The following is a 17,943-nucleotide window of genomic DNA, read 5'->3' on the forward strand; positions in this document are numbered from 1 at the left end:
GCAACGTCAGACCAGATAGTCGTGATAGCTGATAAGCGTTCCCGTGTTCTTGTCTGCCTCCGTCTGGAAGCCCGCGGCATCGTACTGGCCCAACAGGGTAATGTCGGTGGTATGGACGCCGTCAGTCACCGACAGGGTTCCTCCAGTGCCGGCCTGATTTGCGACATAACTCGCGGTCGTGCCGACCCCGAATGCCACATCGAGGAGATCGAGGTGGTCATCCCCGTTAAATCCGGACACGACCCCGCTAAAGTCGAAGGAGTCGTGGAGCACGATTGTCCCGGTGGCTCCGGCATCAAGCGTTATCTTGGTCGATGAGGCGGCTCCGAATTCGAGCGTGGCTACTCCATCCATCAAGGCGGTGCCGCCGCCAGTGACGCTGCCATTGAGGGTGATGTTGGCTCCATGCGCCCACAGCAGCCCAGAATTATCAAGGTTGCTGTCGATGACCATCCCGCCGCTCCCAGTCGCTTCAAGCGTTCCGGAATTGACGATGGTGTTCGTCCCGGTATCGATATCGAGCACATTGATGCCGGTGGCGACAATCAGGCCTTTGTTGACCAGTCCCATCATCCCGTCCCCGAGGTGGCCCGCGCCGGCGATCGTGTTGTCCACATTCGTCAGCGTGACGTCTGAGGTCGTTCCGGTGATCAGGTTCTGATCGCTGTCGGACAGCACGACCTGCCCATGACCCTGGAGCGTGATGCCGTGTTCGATCAGCTCGAGGTTTGTCCCGTTTCCGGTCGAGTTCAACTCAATTGTACCCGTGTTGTCGATGGTGCCGCTCAACGGAAGCAACGCGCCGTCGCCTATCACCAGGCTGCCGGAATTTTCCGTAACGGGGGTTTGATCGAACACGAAATTGCTCGATGTGAGCGACGTCGGATCCAGACCTTGCAAGGTGATCGATTGGCCTTCTCCCAACTCGATCACGGCGTTGCCGTTGGCGTCGCTCACAGTATGCGCCTGGACGTCGGCGAACGAGGTGACGGTGGCGTAATCGATCAGATCGATTTGGTCGTGCATCGCGTCGAAGTTATAAACCACGTCGTGACCGATCGGCTGCGAGAACACCAGCAGGTCGTTCCCGCTCGAAGCCGTCAGATGATCGTCGCCCGACACAGCAAAGATCGGCGATCCCTGCGCATAGGCTTCGACATTGTCGGCCACGGTTGCCGTTCCCGTAGTGCCATCGGCGTTCGTCCAGGTTTGCGTGACGTTCAGCACCACCGCACCCGCGAAATCTAGCGGCGAAGTGATTGTCATCGATTGCACATCATTTGTCTGAGCAGTCCAGGTGCCATCGCCGTTATTCGTAGCGTTACTAAGGCTCCAGCCCAAGGGCACCCCGCTGATCGTGACGGTGATGACATCGTTGGGATCATCTGAAGGATCGACCAGAGCCAGATTGATGGCCTCGCCGGCGATACCGGCGGGCGCAAGGGCAGTGGCTCCGCTCCCTTTCACGATCGTGACGGTGTCAGCGTCGGCGAGGCCTCCTGCGTCGGTCGTTGTCATGGTCAACGTCCGCGTGGTGTTGTTTGACCCACCACTAAACGTCACGCTAGCCAAGGCCGCATTGATGTCCGAGATCGAGCCGGAGAACGTCATGGCCTTCGTGCCGTTGGCACCGGAACTGAATGTAAGGCCTGATGTAGTGGAGAGTGTTAAAATGCCGGTCGACGATTGCGGGGAGTTGCCCAGTGAGAGTGAAACAGTCTCGATGCCGTTGTCGACATCACTGACTCTCAGCGTGAAAGTTGCTGTCGAGCCGCCGCCGGTACCGTTTCCCACGGTCTGCTGCCCCGGAACGGTGTTGACCGGCGCATCATTGGCGCCGCTGATGGTAACGGTTAGCACCGCCGTGTCGGTCATGCTGCCGTCAGTCACGGTGTAGTTGAAGGTGTCGGTCGTCGACTGGCCGACGTTGAGCGCCTGCACGGTTGCGTCGTTCTCGTTGACCACGTACGTGTAGTTGCCGTTGGCATTGAGTGTCAGCGTGCCGTGCGCGCCCACCAGGCCGACGCCTAAAGTGCCGGCCGTGCCGGCCCCCTCGGTGCCGCCGGTGCGGATCGCACTGACCGTCAGGCTGCCGCTGTCGACATCGGTGTCATTGGTCAGCAGATTGCCACTGCCGTTGGTGCCCCCCGATCCGTTGGCCGTGCCGCCTTTCTCGGTCGCGGCACCGGTGTCATTCACGGCGAGCGGCGCATCATTTGTGCCGGTGATCGTCACCGTGACGGTGCCGCTCGCCGTGCCGTCCTGGCTCACTACCGTGAACTGGTCCTGCACCTGCTGGCCGGCGGTGAGCTCATTATGGGCACCATTGCCGGTGTAGCTCCAGGCGCCGTTGGCATCGATGGTGAAGTCGCCATAGCTGCCGTGAACGTTGCTCTGCGCCACTACATGGGCTTCGCCGGTGTCCGGGTCGGTGATGGTGAGCTGGCCCGAGGTGTTGAGTGCGGTGGCGGTGTCGCCTTCGGTCACGGACTTGGCGTCCGAGCTCACGGCCGCGTTGTCGTTGGTGCCGGTGATCGTCACCGTCACGGTGCCGGTGGCGGTGCCGTCCTGGCTCGTCACCGTGAACTGGTCCTGCACCAACTGTCCGGCGGTGAGCTCATTGTGGGCGCCGTTGCCGCTGTAGTTCCAGGCCCCGTTGGCATCGATGCTGAAGTCGCCGTAGCTGCCGTGCGCGTTGGTCTGTGCGAAGACATGGGCTTCGCTCGTATCGGGATCTACAATCGTCAGCTGCCCGGAGGTGTTCAGCGCAGAGGCAATGTCGCCCTCCGTCACCGCCTTGGAGTCGGAGCTGACGGTTGCCGCGTCATTGGTCCCGGTGATCCTCACCGTGACCGTGCCGGTGGCGGTGCCATCCTGGCTTACGACCGTGAACTGGTCCTGCACCTGTTGGCCGGCGGTGAGTTCATCGTGCGCGCCATTGCCGGTGTAGCTCCAGGCCCCGTTGGCATCGATGCTGAAGTCGCCGTAGCTGCCGTGGACGTTGCTCTGCGCCAGGACATGGGCTTCGCCGCTGTCGGGATCCACAATCGTCAGCTGCCCGGAAGTGTTCAGCGCTGCTGCCGTGTCGCCCTCGGTCACGGACTTCGAGTCCGAGCTCACGATCGCGTTGTCGTTGGTCCCAGTGATGGTCACCGTCACAGTGCCGGTGGCAGTGCCGTCCTGGCTCGTCACCGTGAACTGGTCTTGCACCTGCTGGCCCGCCGTGAGCTCATTGTGGGCGCCATTGCCGGTGTAGCTCCAGGCGCCGTTGGCATCGATGCTGAAGTCGCCATAGGTCCCGTGCGCGCTGGTTTGCGCCACGACATGAGCCTCGCCGGCGTCGGAGTCGGTGATGCTGAGCTGGCCGCTGGTGTTCAGCGCCGCGGCAGTGTTGGTCTCGGTGACAGACTTCGCGTCGGAAGAGACCGTCGCCGCGTCGTTGGTCCCGGTGATGGTCACCGTCACGGTGCCGGTGGCGGTGCCGTCCTGGCTGGTCACCGTGAACTGGTCCTGCACCTGCTGGCCGGCAGTGAGCTCGTTGTGGGCGCCGTTTCCGGTGTAGCTCCAGGCCCCGTCGGCATCGATCGTGAAGTCGCCGTAGGTCCCGTGCACATTGGTCTGCGCGACGACGTGGGCTTCGCCCGTGTCGGGATCCACAATCGTCAGCTGCCCGGAGGTGTTCAGCGCGGAGGCGGTGTCGGCCTCCGTCACCGCCTTGGAGTCCGAGCTGACACTTGCCGCGTCGTTGGTGCCAGTGATGGTTACGGTGACAGTGCCGGTGGCGGTGCCGTCCTGGCTGGTCACCGTGAACTGGTCCTGCACCTGCTGTCCGGCGGTGAGCCCATTGTGGGCGCCATTGCCGGTGTAGCTCCAGGCGCCGTTGGCATCGATGGTAAAGTCGCCGTAGGTCCCGTGGACATTGGTCTGCGCCACGACATGGGCCTGGCCGGTGTCGGGGTCGGTGATGGTGAGCTGGCCGCTCGTGTTGAGCGCCGCTGCGGCATCGGCCTCGGTGACGGACTTGGAGTTCGACGAGACGGTGGCGGCATCATTGGTGCCGGTGATGGTGATTGTCACGGTGCCGGTGGCGGTGCCGTCCTGGCTTGTCACCGTGAACTGATCCTGCACCTGCTGGCCGGCGGTGAGCTCATTGTGGGCGCCGTTGCCGGTGTAGCTCCAGGCCCCGTTGGCATCGATGCTGAAGTTGCCGTAGGTCCCGTGGACATTGGTCTGGGCGACGACATGGGCCTCGCCGGTGTCGGGGTCGCTGATGGTGAGTTGGCCCGAGGTGTTGAGCGCAGCTGCGGTGTCGCCCTCGGTGACGGACTTGGACTCCGATGAAACAGTGGCGGCATCGTTGGTGCCCGTGATCGTCACCGTCACGGTCCCAGTGGCGGTGCCGTCCTGGCTTGTCACCGTGAACTGGTCCTGCACCTGCTGGCCGGCAGTGAGCTCATTGTGGACGCCGTTGCCGGTGTAGCTCCAGGCGCCATTGGCATCGATGCTGAAGTCGCCGTAGCTGCCGTGCACGTTCGTCTGCGCCACGACATGGGCTTCGCCGGTGTCGGGGTCGCTGATGGTGAGTTGGCCCGAGGTGTTGAGCGCAGCTGCGGTGTCGCCCTCGGTGACGGACTTGGACTCCGATGAAACAGTGGCGGCATCGTTGGTGCCCGTGATCGTCACCGTCACGGTCCCAGTGGCGGTGCCGTCCTGGCTTGTCACCGTGAACTGGTCCTGCACCTGCTGGCCGGCAGTGAGCTCATTGTGGACGCCGTTGCCGGTGTAGCTCCAGGCGCCATTGGCATCGATGCTGAAGTCGCCGTAGCTGCCGTGCACGTTCGTCTGCGCCACGACATGGGCTTCGCCGGTATCCGGGTCGGTGATGGTGAGCTGGCCCGAGGTGTTGAGCGCAGCTGCGGTGTCGCCCTCGGTGACGGACTTGGACTCCGATGAAACAGTGGCGGCATCGTTGGTGCCCGTGATGGTCACCGTCACGGTCCCAGTGGCGGTGCCGTCCTGGCTTGTCACCGTGAACTGGTCCTGCACCTGCTGGCCGGCGGTGAGCTCATTGTGGGCGCCGGTGCCGGTGTAGCTCCAGGCGCCGTTGGCATCGATGCTGAAGTCGCCATAGATCCCGTGGACGGTGGTTTGCGCGACGACATGGGCTTCGCCGCTGTCGGGATCCACAATCGTCAGCTGCCCGGAGGTGTTCAGTGCGGCGGCGGTATCTCCCTCGGTCACGGACTTCGAGTCCGAGCTCACGGTGGCCGTGTCGTTGGTGCCGGTGATGGTGACCGTGACCGTGCCGCTGGCGGTGCCATCCTGGCTCACCACCGTGAACTGGTCCTGCACCTGCTGCCCGGCGGTGAGTTCATTGTGGGCGCCGTTGCCGGTGTAGCTCCAGGCGCCGTTGGCATCGATCGTGAAGTCGCCATAGGTCCCGTGGACGGTGGTCTGCGCGACGACATGGGCCTCGCCGCTGTCGGGATCCACAATCGTCAGCTGCCCGGAGGTGTTCAGTGCGGCGGCGGTATCTCCCTCGGTCACGGGCTTTGAGTCCGAGCTCACGATGGCCGTGTCGTTGGTGCCGGTGATGGTGACCGTGACCGTGCCGCTGGCGGTGCCATCCTGGCTCACCACCGTGAACTGGTCCTGCACCTGCTGCCCAGCGGTGAGTTCATTGTGGGCGCCGTTGCCGGTGTAGCTCCAGGCGCCGTTGGCATCGATCGTGAAGTCACCGTAGGTGCCGTTGACATTGGTTTGCGCCACGAGATGGGCTTCGCCCGTGTCGGGATCCACAATCGTCAGCTGCCCGGAGGTGTTGAGCGTCGCGGCCGTGTCGCCTTCCGTGACGGACTTCGAGTCCGAGCTGACACTTGCCGCGTCATTGGTGCCGGTGATGGTCACCGTCACCGTAGCGGTGGCGGTGCCGTCCTGGCTGGTCACCGTGAACTGATCCTGCACCTGCTGGCCAGAGGTGAGCTCATTGTGGGCGCCATTGCCGATGTAGCTCCAGGCGCCGTTGGCATCGATGCTGAAGTCGCCATAGGTCCCGTGCGCGTTGGTTTGCGCCACGACATGAGCCTCGCCGCTGTCGGCGTCGGTGATGGTGAGCTGGCCACTGGTATTGAGCGCTGCGGCGGTGTCGGCCTCGGTGACGGACTTCGAGTCCGAGCTGACACTTGCTGCGTCATTGGTGCCGGTGATGGTGACCGTAACCGTACCGGTGGCGGTGCCGTCCTGGCTTTTCACCGTGAATTGATCCTGCACCTGCTGGCCGGCAGTGAGCTCGTTGTGGGCGCCATTTCCGGTGTAGCTCCAGGCCCCGTCGGCATCGATGGTGAAATCGCCATAGGTGCCGTGGACGCTGCTCTGCGCCACGACATGAGCCTCGCCCGTGTCGGGATCCACAATCGTCAGCTGCCCGGAAGTGTTCAGCGCTGCTGCCGTGTCGCCCTCGGTGACGGGCTTCGAGTCCGAGCTCACGGTCGCGTTGTCGTTGGTGCCGGTGATGGTCACTGTGACGGTGCTGGTGGCGGTGCCGTCCTGGCTCGTCACCGTGAACTGGTCCTGCACCTGCTGGCCCGCGGTGAGCTCATTGTGGGCACCATTGCCGACGTAGCTCCAGGCGCCGTTGGCATCGATCGTGGAGTCGCCGTAGGTGCCGTGGACGTTCGATTGCGCCACGACGTGGGCCTCGCCGGTGTCCGGATCGGTGATGGTGAGCTGGCCACTGGTATTGAGCGCGTCGGCGGTATTGCCCTCGGTGACGGACTTGGAGTTCGAACTCACGGTCGCGTTGTCGTTGGTCCCGGTGATCGTCACCGTCACGGTCCCGGTGGCAGTGCCGTCCTGGCTGGTCACCGTGAACTGGTCCTGCACCTGCTGGCCGGCAGTGAGCTCATTGTGGGCACCATTGCCGACGTAGCTCCAGGCGCCGTTGGCATCGATGGTGAAGTCGCCGTAGGTGCCGTGGACGTTCGATTGCGCCACGACGTGGGCCTCGCCGGTGTCCGGATCGGTGATGGTGAGCTGGCCACTGGTATTGAGCGTGTCGGCGGTATCGCCCTCGGTCACGGACTTGGAGTCCGAGCTCACGGTCGCGTTGTCGTTGGTGCCGGTGATCGTCACCGTCACGGTGCCGGTGGCGGTGCCGTCCTGGCTGGTCACCGTGAACTGGTCCTGCACCTGCTGGCCGGCAGTGAGCTCGTTGTGGGCGCCATTGCCGGTGTAGCTCCAGGCCCCGTCGGCGTCGATGGTGAAGTCGCCATAGGTCCCGTGGACGTTGCTCTGGGCCACGACATGGGCCTGGCCGATGTCGGGGTCGGTGATGGTGAGCTGGCCGCTGGTGCTCAACGCCGACGTTGTGTCGCCTTCGGTTACCGCCTTGGAGTCCGAGCTAACGGTTGCCGCATCATTGGTCCCGGTGATGGTCACCGTCACGGTGCCGCTCGCCGTGCCGTCCTGGCTGGTCACCGTGAACTGATCCTGCACCTGTTGTCCGGCGGTGAGCTCATTGTGGGCGCCATTGCCGATGTAGCTCCAGGCGCCGTTGGCATCGATCGTGAAGTCGCCATAGGTGCCGTGGACGTTGCTCTGCGCCACGACATGGGCTTCGCCCGAATCCGGGTCGGTGATGGTCAATTGCCCCGAGGTGTTGAGCGCCGCCGCGGTATCGCTTTCGGTGACGGACTTCGAGTCGGACGAGACCGTCGCCGCGTCGTTGGTCCCGGTGATGGTCACCGTCACGGTCCCGGTGGCAGTGCCGTCCTGGCTGGTCACCGTGAACTGGTCCTGCACCTGCTGGCCGGCGGTGAGCTCATTGTGGGCGCCATTGCCGATGTAGCTCCAGGCGCCGTTGGCATCGATGCTGAAGTCGCCGTAGGTGCCGTGGACGTTGGTTTGCGCGACGATGTGGGCTTCGCCCGTGTCGGGATCCACAATCGTCAGCTGCCCGGAGGTGTTGAGCGCCGCGGCCGTGTCGGCCTCGGTGACGGATTTCGAGTCCGACGAGACAGTGGCGGCATCATTGGTGCCGGTGATGGTCACCGTCACAGTGCCGGTGGCCGTGCCATCCTGGCTGGTCACCGTGAACTGATCCTGCACCTGTTGGCCGGCGGCGAGCTCGTTGTGGGCGCCATTGCCGATGTAGCTCCAGGCGCCGGTGGCATCGATGGCGAAGTCGCCATAGCTGCCGTGAACGTTGCTCTGCGCCACTACATGGGCTTCGCCGCTGTCCGGGTCGGTGGTGGTGAGCTGGCCGCTGGCGTTGAGCGCCGCGGCGGTATCGCCCTCGGTCACGGACCTTGAGTCCGACGAGACCGTCGCCGCATCATTGGTCCCGGTGATGGTCAGCGTCACGGTGCTGGTCGCGGTGCCGTCCTGGCTTGTCACCGTGAACTGATCCTGCACCTGCTGGCCGGCGGTGAGCTCATTGTGCGCACCATTGCCGGTGTAGCTCCAGGCCCCGTTGGCATCGATGCTGAAGTCGCCGTAGCTGCCGTGGACGTTGCTCTGCGCCACGACATGGGCTTCGCCGCTGTCGGGATCCACAATCGTCAGCTGGCCGGAAGTGTTCAGCGCTGCTGCCGTGTCGCCTTCGGTCACCGCCTTGGAGTCCGACGAGACCGACGCCGCGTCGTTGGTGCCGGTGATGGTGACCGTCACGGTGCCGCTCGCCGTGCCGTCCTGGCTCACGACCGTAAACTGGTCCTGCACCTGCTGGCCGGCGGTGAGCTCATTGTGGGCGCCGTTGCCGGTGTAGCTCCAGGCCCCGTCGACATCGATGGCGAAGTCGCCATAGCTGCCGTGAACGTTGCTCTGCGCCACTACATGGGCTTCGCCGGTGTCCGGGTCGGTGATCCTGAGCTGGCCGCTGGCGCTGAGCGCCGCGGCGGTATCGCCCTCGGTCATGGACTTCGAGTCCGATGAGACAGTGGCGGCATCGTTGGTGCCGGTGATGGTCACCGTGACGGTACCGGTGGCCGTGCCGTCCTGGCTTGTTACCGTGAACTGATCCTGGACCTGCTGGCCAGAGGTGAGCTCATTGTGGGCGCCGTTGCCGGTGTAGCTCCAGGCCCCGTCGACATCGATGCTGAAGTCACCGTAGCTGCCGTGGACATTGGTCTGGGCGCCGACGTGGGCTTCGCCGCTGTCGGGATCCACAACCGTCAGCTGCCCGGAAGTGTTGAGCGCCGCTGCCGTGTCGCCTTCGGTCACGGACTTCGAGTCGGACGAGATCGTCGCCGCGTCGTTGGTGCCGGTGACGGTCACCGTCACCGTTCCGGTGGCGGTGCCGTCCTGGCTGGTCACCGTGAACTGATCCTGCACCTGCTGGCCGGCGGTGAGCTCATTATGGGCGCCGTTGCCGGTGTAGCTCCAGGCCCCGTTGGCATCGATGCTGAAGTCGCCGTAGGCCCCATGCGCGTTGGTTTGCGCCACGACATGGGCTTCGCCGCTGTCGGGATCCACAATCGTCAGCTGCCCGGAAGTGTTCAGCGCTGCTGCCGTGTCGCCTTCGGTCACCGCCTTGGAGTCCGACGAGACCGTCGCCGCATCATTGGTCCCGGTGATGGTCACCGTCACGGTGCCGGTGGCGGTGCCGTCCTGGCTGGTCACCGTGAACTGATCCTGCACCTGCTGGCCGGCGGTGAGCTCATTGTGGGCGCCGTTGCCGGTGTAGCTCCAGGCCCCGTTGGCATCGATCGTGAAGTCGCTGTAGCTCCCGTGGACATTGGTTTGCGCCACGACATGGGCTTCGCCGGTGTCCGGGTCGGTGATGGTGAGCTGACCCGAGGTGTTCAGCGCTGACGTAGTGTCGCCTTCGGTAACGGACTTCGAGTCAGAGCTAACGGTCGCGTTGTCGTTGGTTCCGGTGATCGTCACCGTCACAGTGCCGGTCGCGGTGCCGTCCTGGCTCATCACCGTGAACTGGTCCTGGACCTGCTGGCCAGAGGTGAGCTCATTGTGCGCACCGTTGCCGATGTAGCTCCAGGCGCCGTTGGCATCGATCGTGAAGTCGCCATAGGTCCCGTGGACGTTGGTCTGCGCCACGACATGGGCTTCGCCGGTGTCCGGGTCGGTGATGGTGAGTTGCCCGGAAGTGTTGAGCGCCGCGGCGGTGTCGCCTTCGGTGACGGACCTGGAGTCCGAGCTGACGGTTGCCAGATCATTGGTCCCGGTGATCGTTACCGTAACCGTCTGCGTAGACGTCGAGCCGTGGCCGTCGTTGACGGTCACCACGAAGCTCTCGGTGACGCTCTGGCCAGCGGCGAGATACTGCGCAGCACTATTGTTCAAGGCATAGTGCCACTGCACCGAGCCGTTCGCGGCATTGGCCGCCTCGTTGACCGGATCGAGCGAAAACGTGCCAAGCGAGGTTGTATTCGTGGGTGACGCTACAAACGTCGCTGTGTGCGTATCACTCAGATCCGCATCGGTGAAGCTGATGGTGCCTGCGGTATTCAGGGACTCCGAGGGGGCCGATGTCGACGGCGCGCCTTCGACCACCGAGCCGCTCTGCGGGCTCGAGGTCATATAGACCGCGTCGTTTGCGCCATTGAATTGGAGTGTCACCGTCGCCCAGCTGAGCGTGCCGTTGCCCAGCTGGATCGCGTAGGTGAATGTGTCAGTCAGGCTTTGCCCGGCCGCCAGCGCCTGAAGCTGAGCGTTGATGTCGCCCTTGTCGTAATGAACGGTGCCGTCCGATGCGATCCAGATGCGCGCACCGAGCGCGCTGCGGTCACCGGTTCCGGCCATGCCGGCTGCGTCACTGCTGTACGCCACGTCCTTGACCAGCAAATCCGCAGGTGCGTAGCTCTTGGTGGACGCGGAGGCGCTCGTTCCGTCGTCCAGCGAGAACAGCGTCTTGGCAGCGCCGCCAAGATCATTTGCCAGCACATTCAAGATGAGAATGTTGCTGGCGTCTTCCGTGAACGAGAAAATATCGGTGTTGGCTTGCGGAGTAGTTCCGAACGAAACCGTGCTGCCGCCGCCCGTCGTCTGCGTCGCCATAGCTAAATCCTCTGGGTGATATGCCGTCCGCGTTCACGGACCTGGAATTGCACAATTGCGCGGTGATGGTCGGCCGATGCCTTGCCTACACCGTTGAAGAAAAATGCTGTGCTGCCGAGCAAGACTGTCGTCATGCTAAGGGCTACGAAAATGTGCGAAGAATGCATGCGACGAGCTCAAGCTTGTCTGGAGCTAGCGTCGCTCCGAGCTCGCAACAGCCGGTCGCGGCCTGACAGGAACGAGAGATAGTCCTTGAGCGTCGGGCCGTGCGCGACGGAATCGTTCGCGAACCGCACACTGAGCTCGATCGAAGGATCACATGCCGACAGAGAAGAATTCGAAATCGCCTGAAGATCGACTTCAACTTGAGCCCGGCCGAAGATGGTCTCGGACTCCCAGACAAAACGCGCGCGCCTCATGCTCATTCGCGACCCTCGTCTGCTAATGCTGAGCAGAGAGTGTCGCCGCCAAATCAATTCACGCAGACCGCGAGCGTTCGCTCGGACGAATGACATGTCCGCTCGCAAGTTACGCGAAAAGATTTAGAGCTGTATCCCCCTGCCCATTCGTGTGCGGTCCTCGTCCGCCCACGTTGACAATATCGATCTGCAGCATTGTTCGGCTCCCGAGTGCCGTGCGTGATCAGGAGCGATCACGATCGTTGGGCTCGGGATTAAATTAAAGCTAGATTAAAATAATGCGGCGGTCCATTTATTTATTCAACCTCTGTATTTAATAATTAATGCATGAAAATCAGCCGCAAAGAGGCGGTTGCTTCGCTTCGGGCGGGAAGCACCCGGATTCATACGGGCTTTATCCGATGTTGCGGTCGCTGCCCGGATGAACGCCGACACATGATCCTGCGAGGTCGTGCAAGCCGACAACATCGTGCTCGCCCGGCGAGATGTGCTCGGTCCACGACATGATCCGGCTTGCCTTTGCGCGGTCGGCTCTTGCGAAGTCTCCAAGCGCCGCCGACGAATAAGCCCAGCATTTGCGCCAGGCTGATCGCCAATATGGTTCGGTGCTCAGCAGCGGACGAATTGGAGACGAGTCCCGCGGCTCCAACCGGTTCGGAGCCGGACATTGCGATGCTTGCCCAGGCGTTCCCGTGATCGCGGTGCCGCTTCACACGTCCGCGATACGGCCGCAGACGCGCTTGAACGCGCAACACCCTGGCAAGCAGCCGGATTCGAAACTGATGTGAAGTTCAAATCGAAAGCAATTCCCCGTCGGCTCGTCGCCAGCCGCTTAAACGGCTGCCGTTAGAATGATAAATTCGATTATGATTGATAATGCTGATGACTCCAGCATAAAGTTAAAAAATATGCTTGGGAAAAATGGGAGCTCAAAATGGAAGCTGCCCGCCGTTTTCGCGCCATGGCGTTGCTTTGCCGACAGACTGCCGTGCGCCAACCTGAGAGAAGCTGGAAACTGCTCGCTGAGGCAGAGTACTGGGAGCATCTGGCGGCTGCGGCTTTGGCTCAGTGAGCTTCGGCTGAGTGATTCTTCGTTGCTTCTCTTTTCATCGACTTCTTACTTCAAGTCATAGTTCGAGGCGATCATGTCCAGTCTGCGTCAGATTTACAGCTGTGCCGTTCTGAGTGAACGGCGCCAAGCGCTTGTGGCGGAGCTTAGAGAAGTGGAGAAGCTTCGAGGTAAGCTCCGGCGTGTAGAAGCAAGAACAATCGGCAGAAGACGGTGTGCCAAACCCGGCAGCAGAGCAAGCGCCGTGGACTAACGCGGCGGCGAGACCGGCCGTCTATTCGGACAGGGCGCTCGCACCGATTTCCGTTCGGCGTCGCACCTTGAAAAACCGCAACGAGCCGGTCACCCTCCCAAAGCTCCACGTCGTGCTCGCCACCGGCTCGATGCCTTGCCGCCTGCTCGTCGATGCAGTCGACTTTGCGGCACAGATCACTCGGCGGCTGCTGTCCACCACGAACACTTTGTACCGCATGATGGTAGTCCCATCCCAAAGAGGCACCGTCATCGTAATCGAATGTCCGTCCAAGTCAGGGAGAAACTCAGTGGCGGTGCGCGGAACCTTTGTACGTGTGGCAATTCAGCTATAAGCGTGAACTCATCGACTTCGCGGTGAGCGCGTCAGGTAAGCCGTATAGCGCGCTTCAGAAGCGCAATCTCACCACCTGCCGAAGCGTGCGACTCGAGCTTAGGAGCGAGAAGCCCCCCAGCGTCATCAGCAGCACACCTAGCCAGGTTACCGTCCGGCTGCGCGCCTCGTCGGGCGCCTCTTCATTGCGCATCGGCATAGCTGGAGGTGAGGCGGCTCGCGCGAGCTTCTCCACGTCCAGTTGGGGCGGCACGGAGTGTTCGGGCGTGAGCGGGCCGGTGGGGCGATTGGTGACGGTTGCCGCGGTCATCAGCGCCGGCGTGCCCGCATCGACAACAGACGCGGCATCAGCCAGCTTGAGTTCGCGTGCCGGCGGCCTCGGCGAAGCCTCCTCGGCCGGCGAAGCGCCGAGCAATTCCGCGCGCGCATCGATCACCGGGCTCTGGCTTTGCCGCGCGGCCGCGTTCTCGTCGGGGCGTGCGGCGCGGTTGGCCACACGGCCATGAACCGGCTTTCGCACCGGCGCAATCCCCTCGGCCAAGAACCAGCATTTGCGGTGACCGTCCCACCGATACACCCAGCGCTGGCCTGGGCCCGGCGAATTGCCGGGCCGCGACAAGCATTCCGGCTGCGGCGAAGAGGTTGCAGCGGGCTCGCGCGGAGCAACATTGAACAAGTCGGTGAATGGATTAGAGAACGCAGGTGTGGCCGTAAGACCTCCAGCAAGGACCAAACTGGCGAAATAACATCGCAAATGACCGGACATCGAAAACTCCCGGTGATGCCCCCCCACCCGGCACGAGCCTTCGCGGCGACATGGGCTCCCATACGACTTAAATCTGGCAGCGCAATGAATTAATCGTGGTCCTGGCAACCGAATTAATCGGCTCGTCCGGCCCGCCTGGGTTGCTGCACGCGCGCTCAATCAATCGAGCCACCTGCGTGTCGCCGGACATCGCTCCCGCCCGCGGTCCGCGACGCAGCCGCCCGGTTGATCGCCGTCGCTGCGGTCACATTTGCGCTCCTGTCCGCGCTGGCAACTGGCGATGCGAACGCGCAACTGGCGGGCGGTAAGTTTCTGGATGTCACGATCCCGCTGTGAGGGCCTCAACGAGCCTTATCCCTCAGAGCAAATTAAATGCTCCGCCATGATATTACCGCCGTCATCCCCTTCTCCCTGCAATCTCCCGCATTTAAATGTGGATTATCCGGCTCGGACTTAACTGACGGCTTGTCTGCTCCGTCATTCCCGATTTGTCTGCGTGCGCCTTCTCTCGGGAATTCGGATCAAGCCATGAATACCGCGCATTTCAATTCTCTCTCCCTTGACGAGCTCTGCATACTTCACCAACAGGTGGCCGCCAGCGTCATCCAGAGAATTTTGGTACGGAAAGCACGGTTGGAGGAATGACTCCAGAAGATTGGACTGGCCGACGAGGCCACACGGTTTGATCGCAAGCGCCGTCCCTATCCGCCCGTGCGTCCCAAATATCGCAATCCGAAGAACCCGGCGGAGACATGGTCCGGTCGCGGTAGGCTGCCTCGGTGGCTGCGGCCGCAACTGCGAGGGGGTGCAAGCTGGACGATTTCCTAATCGACCAGGCCTCGGTCCAAAAGCGCAGACCAATTGAGTGCCGCAGTCGCGATCGCGCCGGGAAAAAGGCCAGCTCATCTGCTCAGCTGTATTCGCTTGGCTTCTCGAGTGAGTGAAAGACCACCAGGGCCAGCTCCGCTGCATCGAACACGCCGATCCGGCGATCTGCAACTGAGGCATTGAGGGCGAACCTCGAGTAAGTGCGCGACAATAGACACTTCCGACGTTCGGACGCTGACGGCCGTTCCCTGTTCGGGCGCCGCCGACTCCCTGATAATCCTCAACACGAGGTCTCGATGATGCGCTCAATGCGGGACGGGACGCAACCATGGCGCCACTGCCGCGGATCACAGGACGCATCCGCACCGAGCCGATCGGGCATAGGCCGAAAGGCGCGGGTCGGCGCTAGAATGCGCCTGGCAAAAGCGGTCTATGATTTGGGTGACTTTCTCGCTGTAGTCTCGGTGCCAGTGTCCAAGCCCGTGTAGAGCGCTTTCCTGGCAGGCGATCGATTTGAGCTGAAGGATGCGCTCCATGGTATGCAGCGCGCAATCGTGGAGCGTTGGCAGGTCGGGGTCGTCAGGAAGAGCCAAGCTCGGAAACGCATCCCACCACATGTAGCAAACACAGTTTAGTGCTTTGGTATCGGCCTCGCTCAGGTGGGACAGGGTAGGAGCGCAACGAGGCTCGAACAATTTCGCAAATAGAGCAGCGACGGAAGCACCGAACACGGTCTTCGACCGGAACATCAGTTGAACAAAGCCATCGGTTATCGCCACCTGCGTTCGTATTCACGAGATAGGTTAAGCCTTGCGCGATTTGGCTATCAGCGAATCCCTGTAACGCTGGCTCCGGATCTTCAAACAGTCGAGTGAGATAAGCCACGGCTTCTATCGGGGGCGGATCCCACCAATCATGCGCGGCATCGAAGTACCAAGGCGCTTGCTGAAAGCGAACCTCGCGTCCAAATGCGTGCTCCAGCCAATTATCAAAAGTGAGGTTTTGAAGGCGCATCGCAAGAGCCGCGGCTCATAGAGAAACCCGTCGCTCTGCCAAACGACACCGCGGCCACGATAAGCCCCCATCGCTATGAAGGTCCGCTGGCTGATGCGGTTCGCTTTAAAGCTAGCTAATGTTAGGCTAGGTGCGGGATGAAGCCAAGCCGTGAAAAAGTTCAGGCAAATGCTTCGTTGACGCAAGCAACCGGGGGTGGGACCGGTTCTTCACTTTGATTCAAGCGCGACAGCATCCAGCCTCGGGGCCGGTCCCCGGGCTTGCATACTAGCCCTTCAAGTGCAGGCAGCTCGAAACAGATCAGGCCCAAGCTCACCGCGTTCAAAGGGACTGACGAAGACGCCTTCAGGACGGCGCGCCAGTAGGCGTTCTAAATTCGCTTTCCGCATCGAGAGGAGAAGCGTGCGCAGGTCAGCGAAGCAGCAGACGGGGAGTGTGTGCGACACATTGCACCAACTTCGACGGCGGGGGCGGGCCGCCCGAACAAGGGCGAGCGAAAGAGTTCATTAGCTTTCATGTGGCTAGCTGAGCGGGTGCCGATTACCGCGGAGTGCGGCACATTGGAATGGGAATGCCGGCCCCGGCTGTTGCCCCAATCCTGCGGCTGGGGCCGTTTTGAACTTTCGCAGCATCGTTCAACCCGATCCACAACCATGTTTAGAGGCATTGCTATCGCGCTATTTGGAATAGGCATCTTCTCGCAGCTTGATCGAGCGTTCTTCTATGGCCGCAATACTGACGCCGCGCTCAAGCTTGTGCGGGAGATTGGTCGAGGCTTCGGCCTTTAGGATCAGCCGCGTTGCCTTCGTTCGGGCAGCGCATGAGAGGTCCCTCGACAGCGACCTCTTCAACAGTATGCCTATCGTCCGCGCCATTCGCCCTCACTGAGCCGGCGGGACGGCCCAGTTTGGCCGCGATCTCGATACACGAACTCCCTGCGGGTGAGCAGGACCAAACGTCGGACTTCTGCTCGGCCCTATTGCTTTGGCTTCGGCTTGTCATGGTGCGGCGCTTGACCGCAGTAGTTAACCAGTGAGTCTGCTGGCCAATACTTGGGAAATTGACGGGTGCTTCGGCCCTTGCGCTAAGCCCAAGGTCTGACGTCGCGATCTCACGACTCTGCTTGAAAGTGCAGGGACGCTCTGGAATTCTCATTCAACCTGAGATCGTGTTGGTAACTCCGGCGGCAGTCCAGTTCTTTTGGGGATCGAAACGTCCATGCATGATCGATTGTCGGACTGCCGCGTAAACGAAGTGAACCGAAGACGAGAGTTCTTTCGAGCGACGCCATCCAAGGTGAAGGCGCATCTTGATCAACTAGCCGGCCAATTGTTGGAATTCCGCGAAATAGCCGAGGCCATCGAGTACAGACAGAGCTTGCGAATGCGAACTGTTACGGGCGAATCGGCCGCAAGCGAGGTGGCGACATAGCCGCCGTGTTTCGAACGCGCCTGCCGCGCACCTAGTTCGCGAATGAAGATTTCCGTGATGGTATTCTGATCATTTCATGCCCCACCTTCCTAACCCCAATCCCGTTCGTCCCGGTCCCGGTCCTGAACAGCGACTGCACATTGCAGCGTAGTTTCCGTGCGGTATCGGCGCGCCATAATCGAACTACTAAGCTGCGGTGGGCTATCACGGCATTGATCGCAGCCGCTGCCATTTTGGTCGCCTATCCGGCTATTTGGCTCCTTATTTCGAGCCCGTGGCCCGTCACGATGACGCTCAAACATATCGCGTCCGCCCCCAACTGTGATTTTGCCCGCTTGGTCGGCCTAGCACCCGCGAGGCGCGGAGAGCCAGGCTATTGGAAGCACCACGATCGCGATGGGGATGGGGTTGCTTGCGAACCATGGCGGCCGCGGCGGGGAGATATCTCGCGTCTAACAACAGCGACCAACTCAGATTGAGTTGCGCGGGCCTTTGCGACGCGCCTAAGTAGTCGTGCGTTAGCTGTCGGTGGAAGAGCGGTCGCCGATCCATGATCGCATGCGCCGCTGCTTTTGACCCGTCGGAAGCGTTGTCATCGGGATGTGATCTTGCTTCATTGCCGACGGCATATCGGCGACGGTCGCGCTCGTGGGGAGGCGCCTCTCCTTGAGCACCCCAAACGTCACAGAGCCAATCCAATCCGCTCCAATGATGGGAGCGGCAAGACATTTTGCCTGTTTGACGCGAGCACATTCCCTCATCATCAGCGGAATTTCCCTGTTTCGATTTTAATGCATCGCGACGCAATGCCTGCGAT

General features: G+C 62.0%; 5 protein-coding genes. 3 read left to right on the plus strand and 2 right to left on the minus strand.

The features are described 5' to 3' along the window. Positions 1-6 precede the first annotated feature (6 nt). Positions 7-11,013 carry a VCBS domain-containing protein gene (locus LRP30_RS09475; RefSeq protein WP_249760148.1) on the minus strand — a complete coding sequence of 3,669 codons (11,007 nt, stop codon included), beginning with the start codon at positions 11,011-11,013 and terminating at the stop codon, positions 7-9. Positions 11,014-12,366: 1,353 nt separating this feature from the next. Here LRP30_RS09475 and LRP30_RS09480 point away from each other — a divergent pair. Beyond that, positions 12,367-12,504 (plus strand): hypothetical protein, encoded by a 138-nt coding sequence (locus tag LRP30_RS09480; RefSeq protein WP_249760149.1) that lies wholly within the window; start codon positions 12,367-12,369, stop codon positions 12,502-12,504. 638 nt (positions 12,505-13,142) lie between these two features. Here the strand turns inward: LRP30_RS09480 and LRP30_RS09485 are convergent. After that, complete coding sequence (locus LRP30_RS09485; RefSeq protein ID WP_249760150.1) at positions 13,143-13,628, minus strand: hypothetical protein; 486 nt, start codon at positions 13,626-13,628, stop codon at positions 13,143-13,145. Positions 13,629-14,564: 936 nt separating this feature from the next. Between LRP30_RS09485 and LRP30_RS45210 the strand changes: the two genes are divergently transcribed. Next, positions 14,565-14,681: an H-NS histone family protein gene (locus LRP30_RS45210; protein WP_346016210.1), complete on the plus strand. Its 117-nt coding sequence runs from the start codon at positions 14,565-14,567 to the stop codon at positions 14,679-14,681. Positions 14,682-17,413: 2,732 nt separating this feature from the next. Continuing rightward, complete coding sequence (locus tag LRP30_RS09500; RefSeq protein WP_249761734.1) at positions 17,414-17,605, plus strand: excalibur calcium-binding domain-containing protein; 192 nt, start codon at positions 17,414-17,416, stop codon at positions 17,603-17,605. The last annotated feature ends 338 nt before the right edge of the window (positions 17,606-17,943 follow it).

Source organism: Bradyrhizobium sp. C-145, assembly GCF_023375135.1.
GTDB lineage: Bacteria > Pseudomonadota > Alphaproteobacteria > Rhizobiales > Xanthobacteraceae > Bradyrhizobium > Bradyrhizobium zhanjiangense.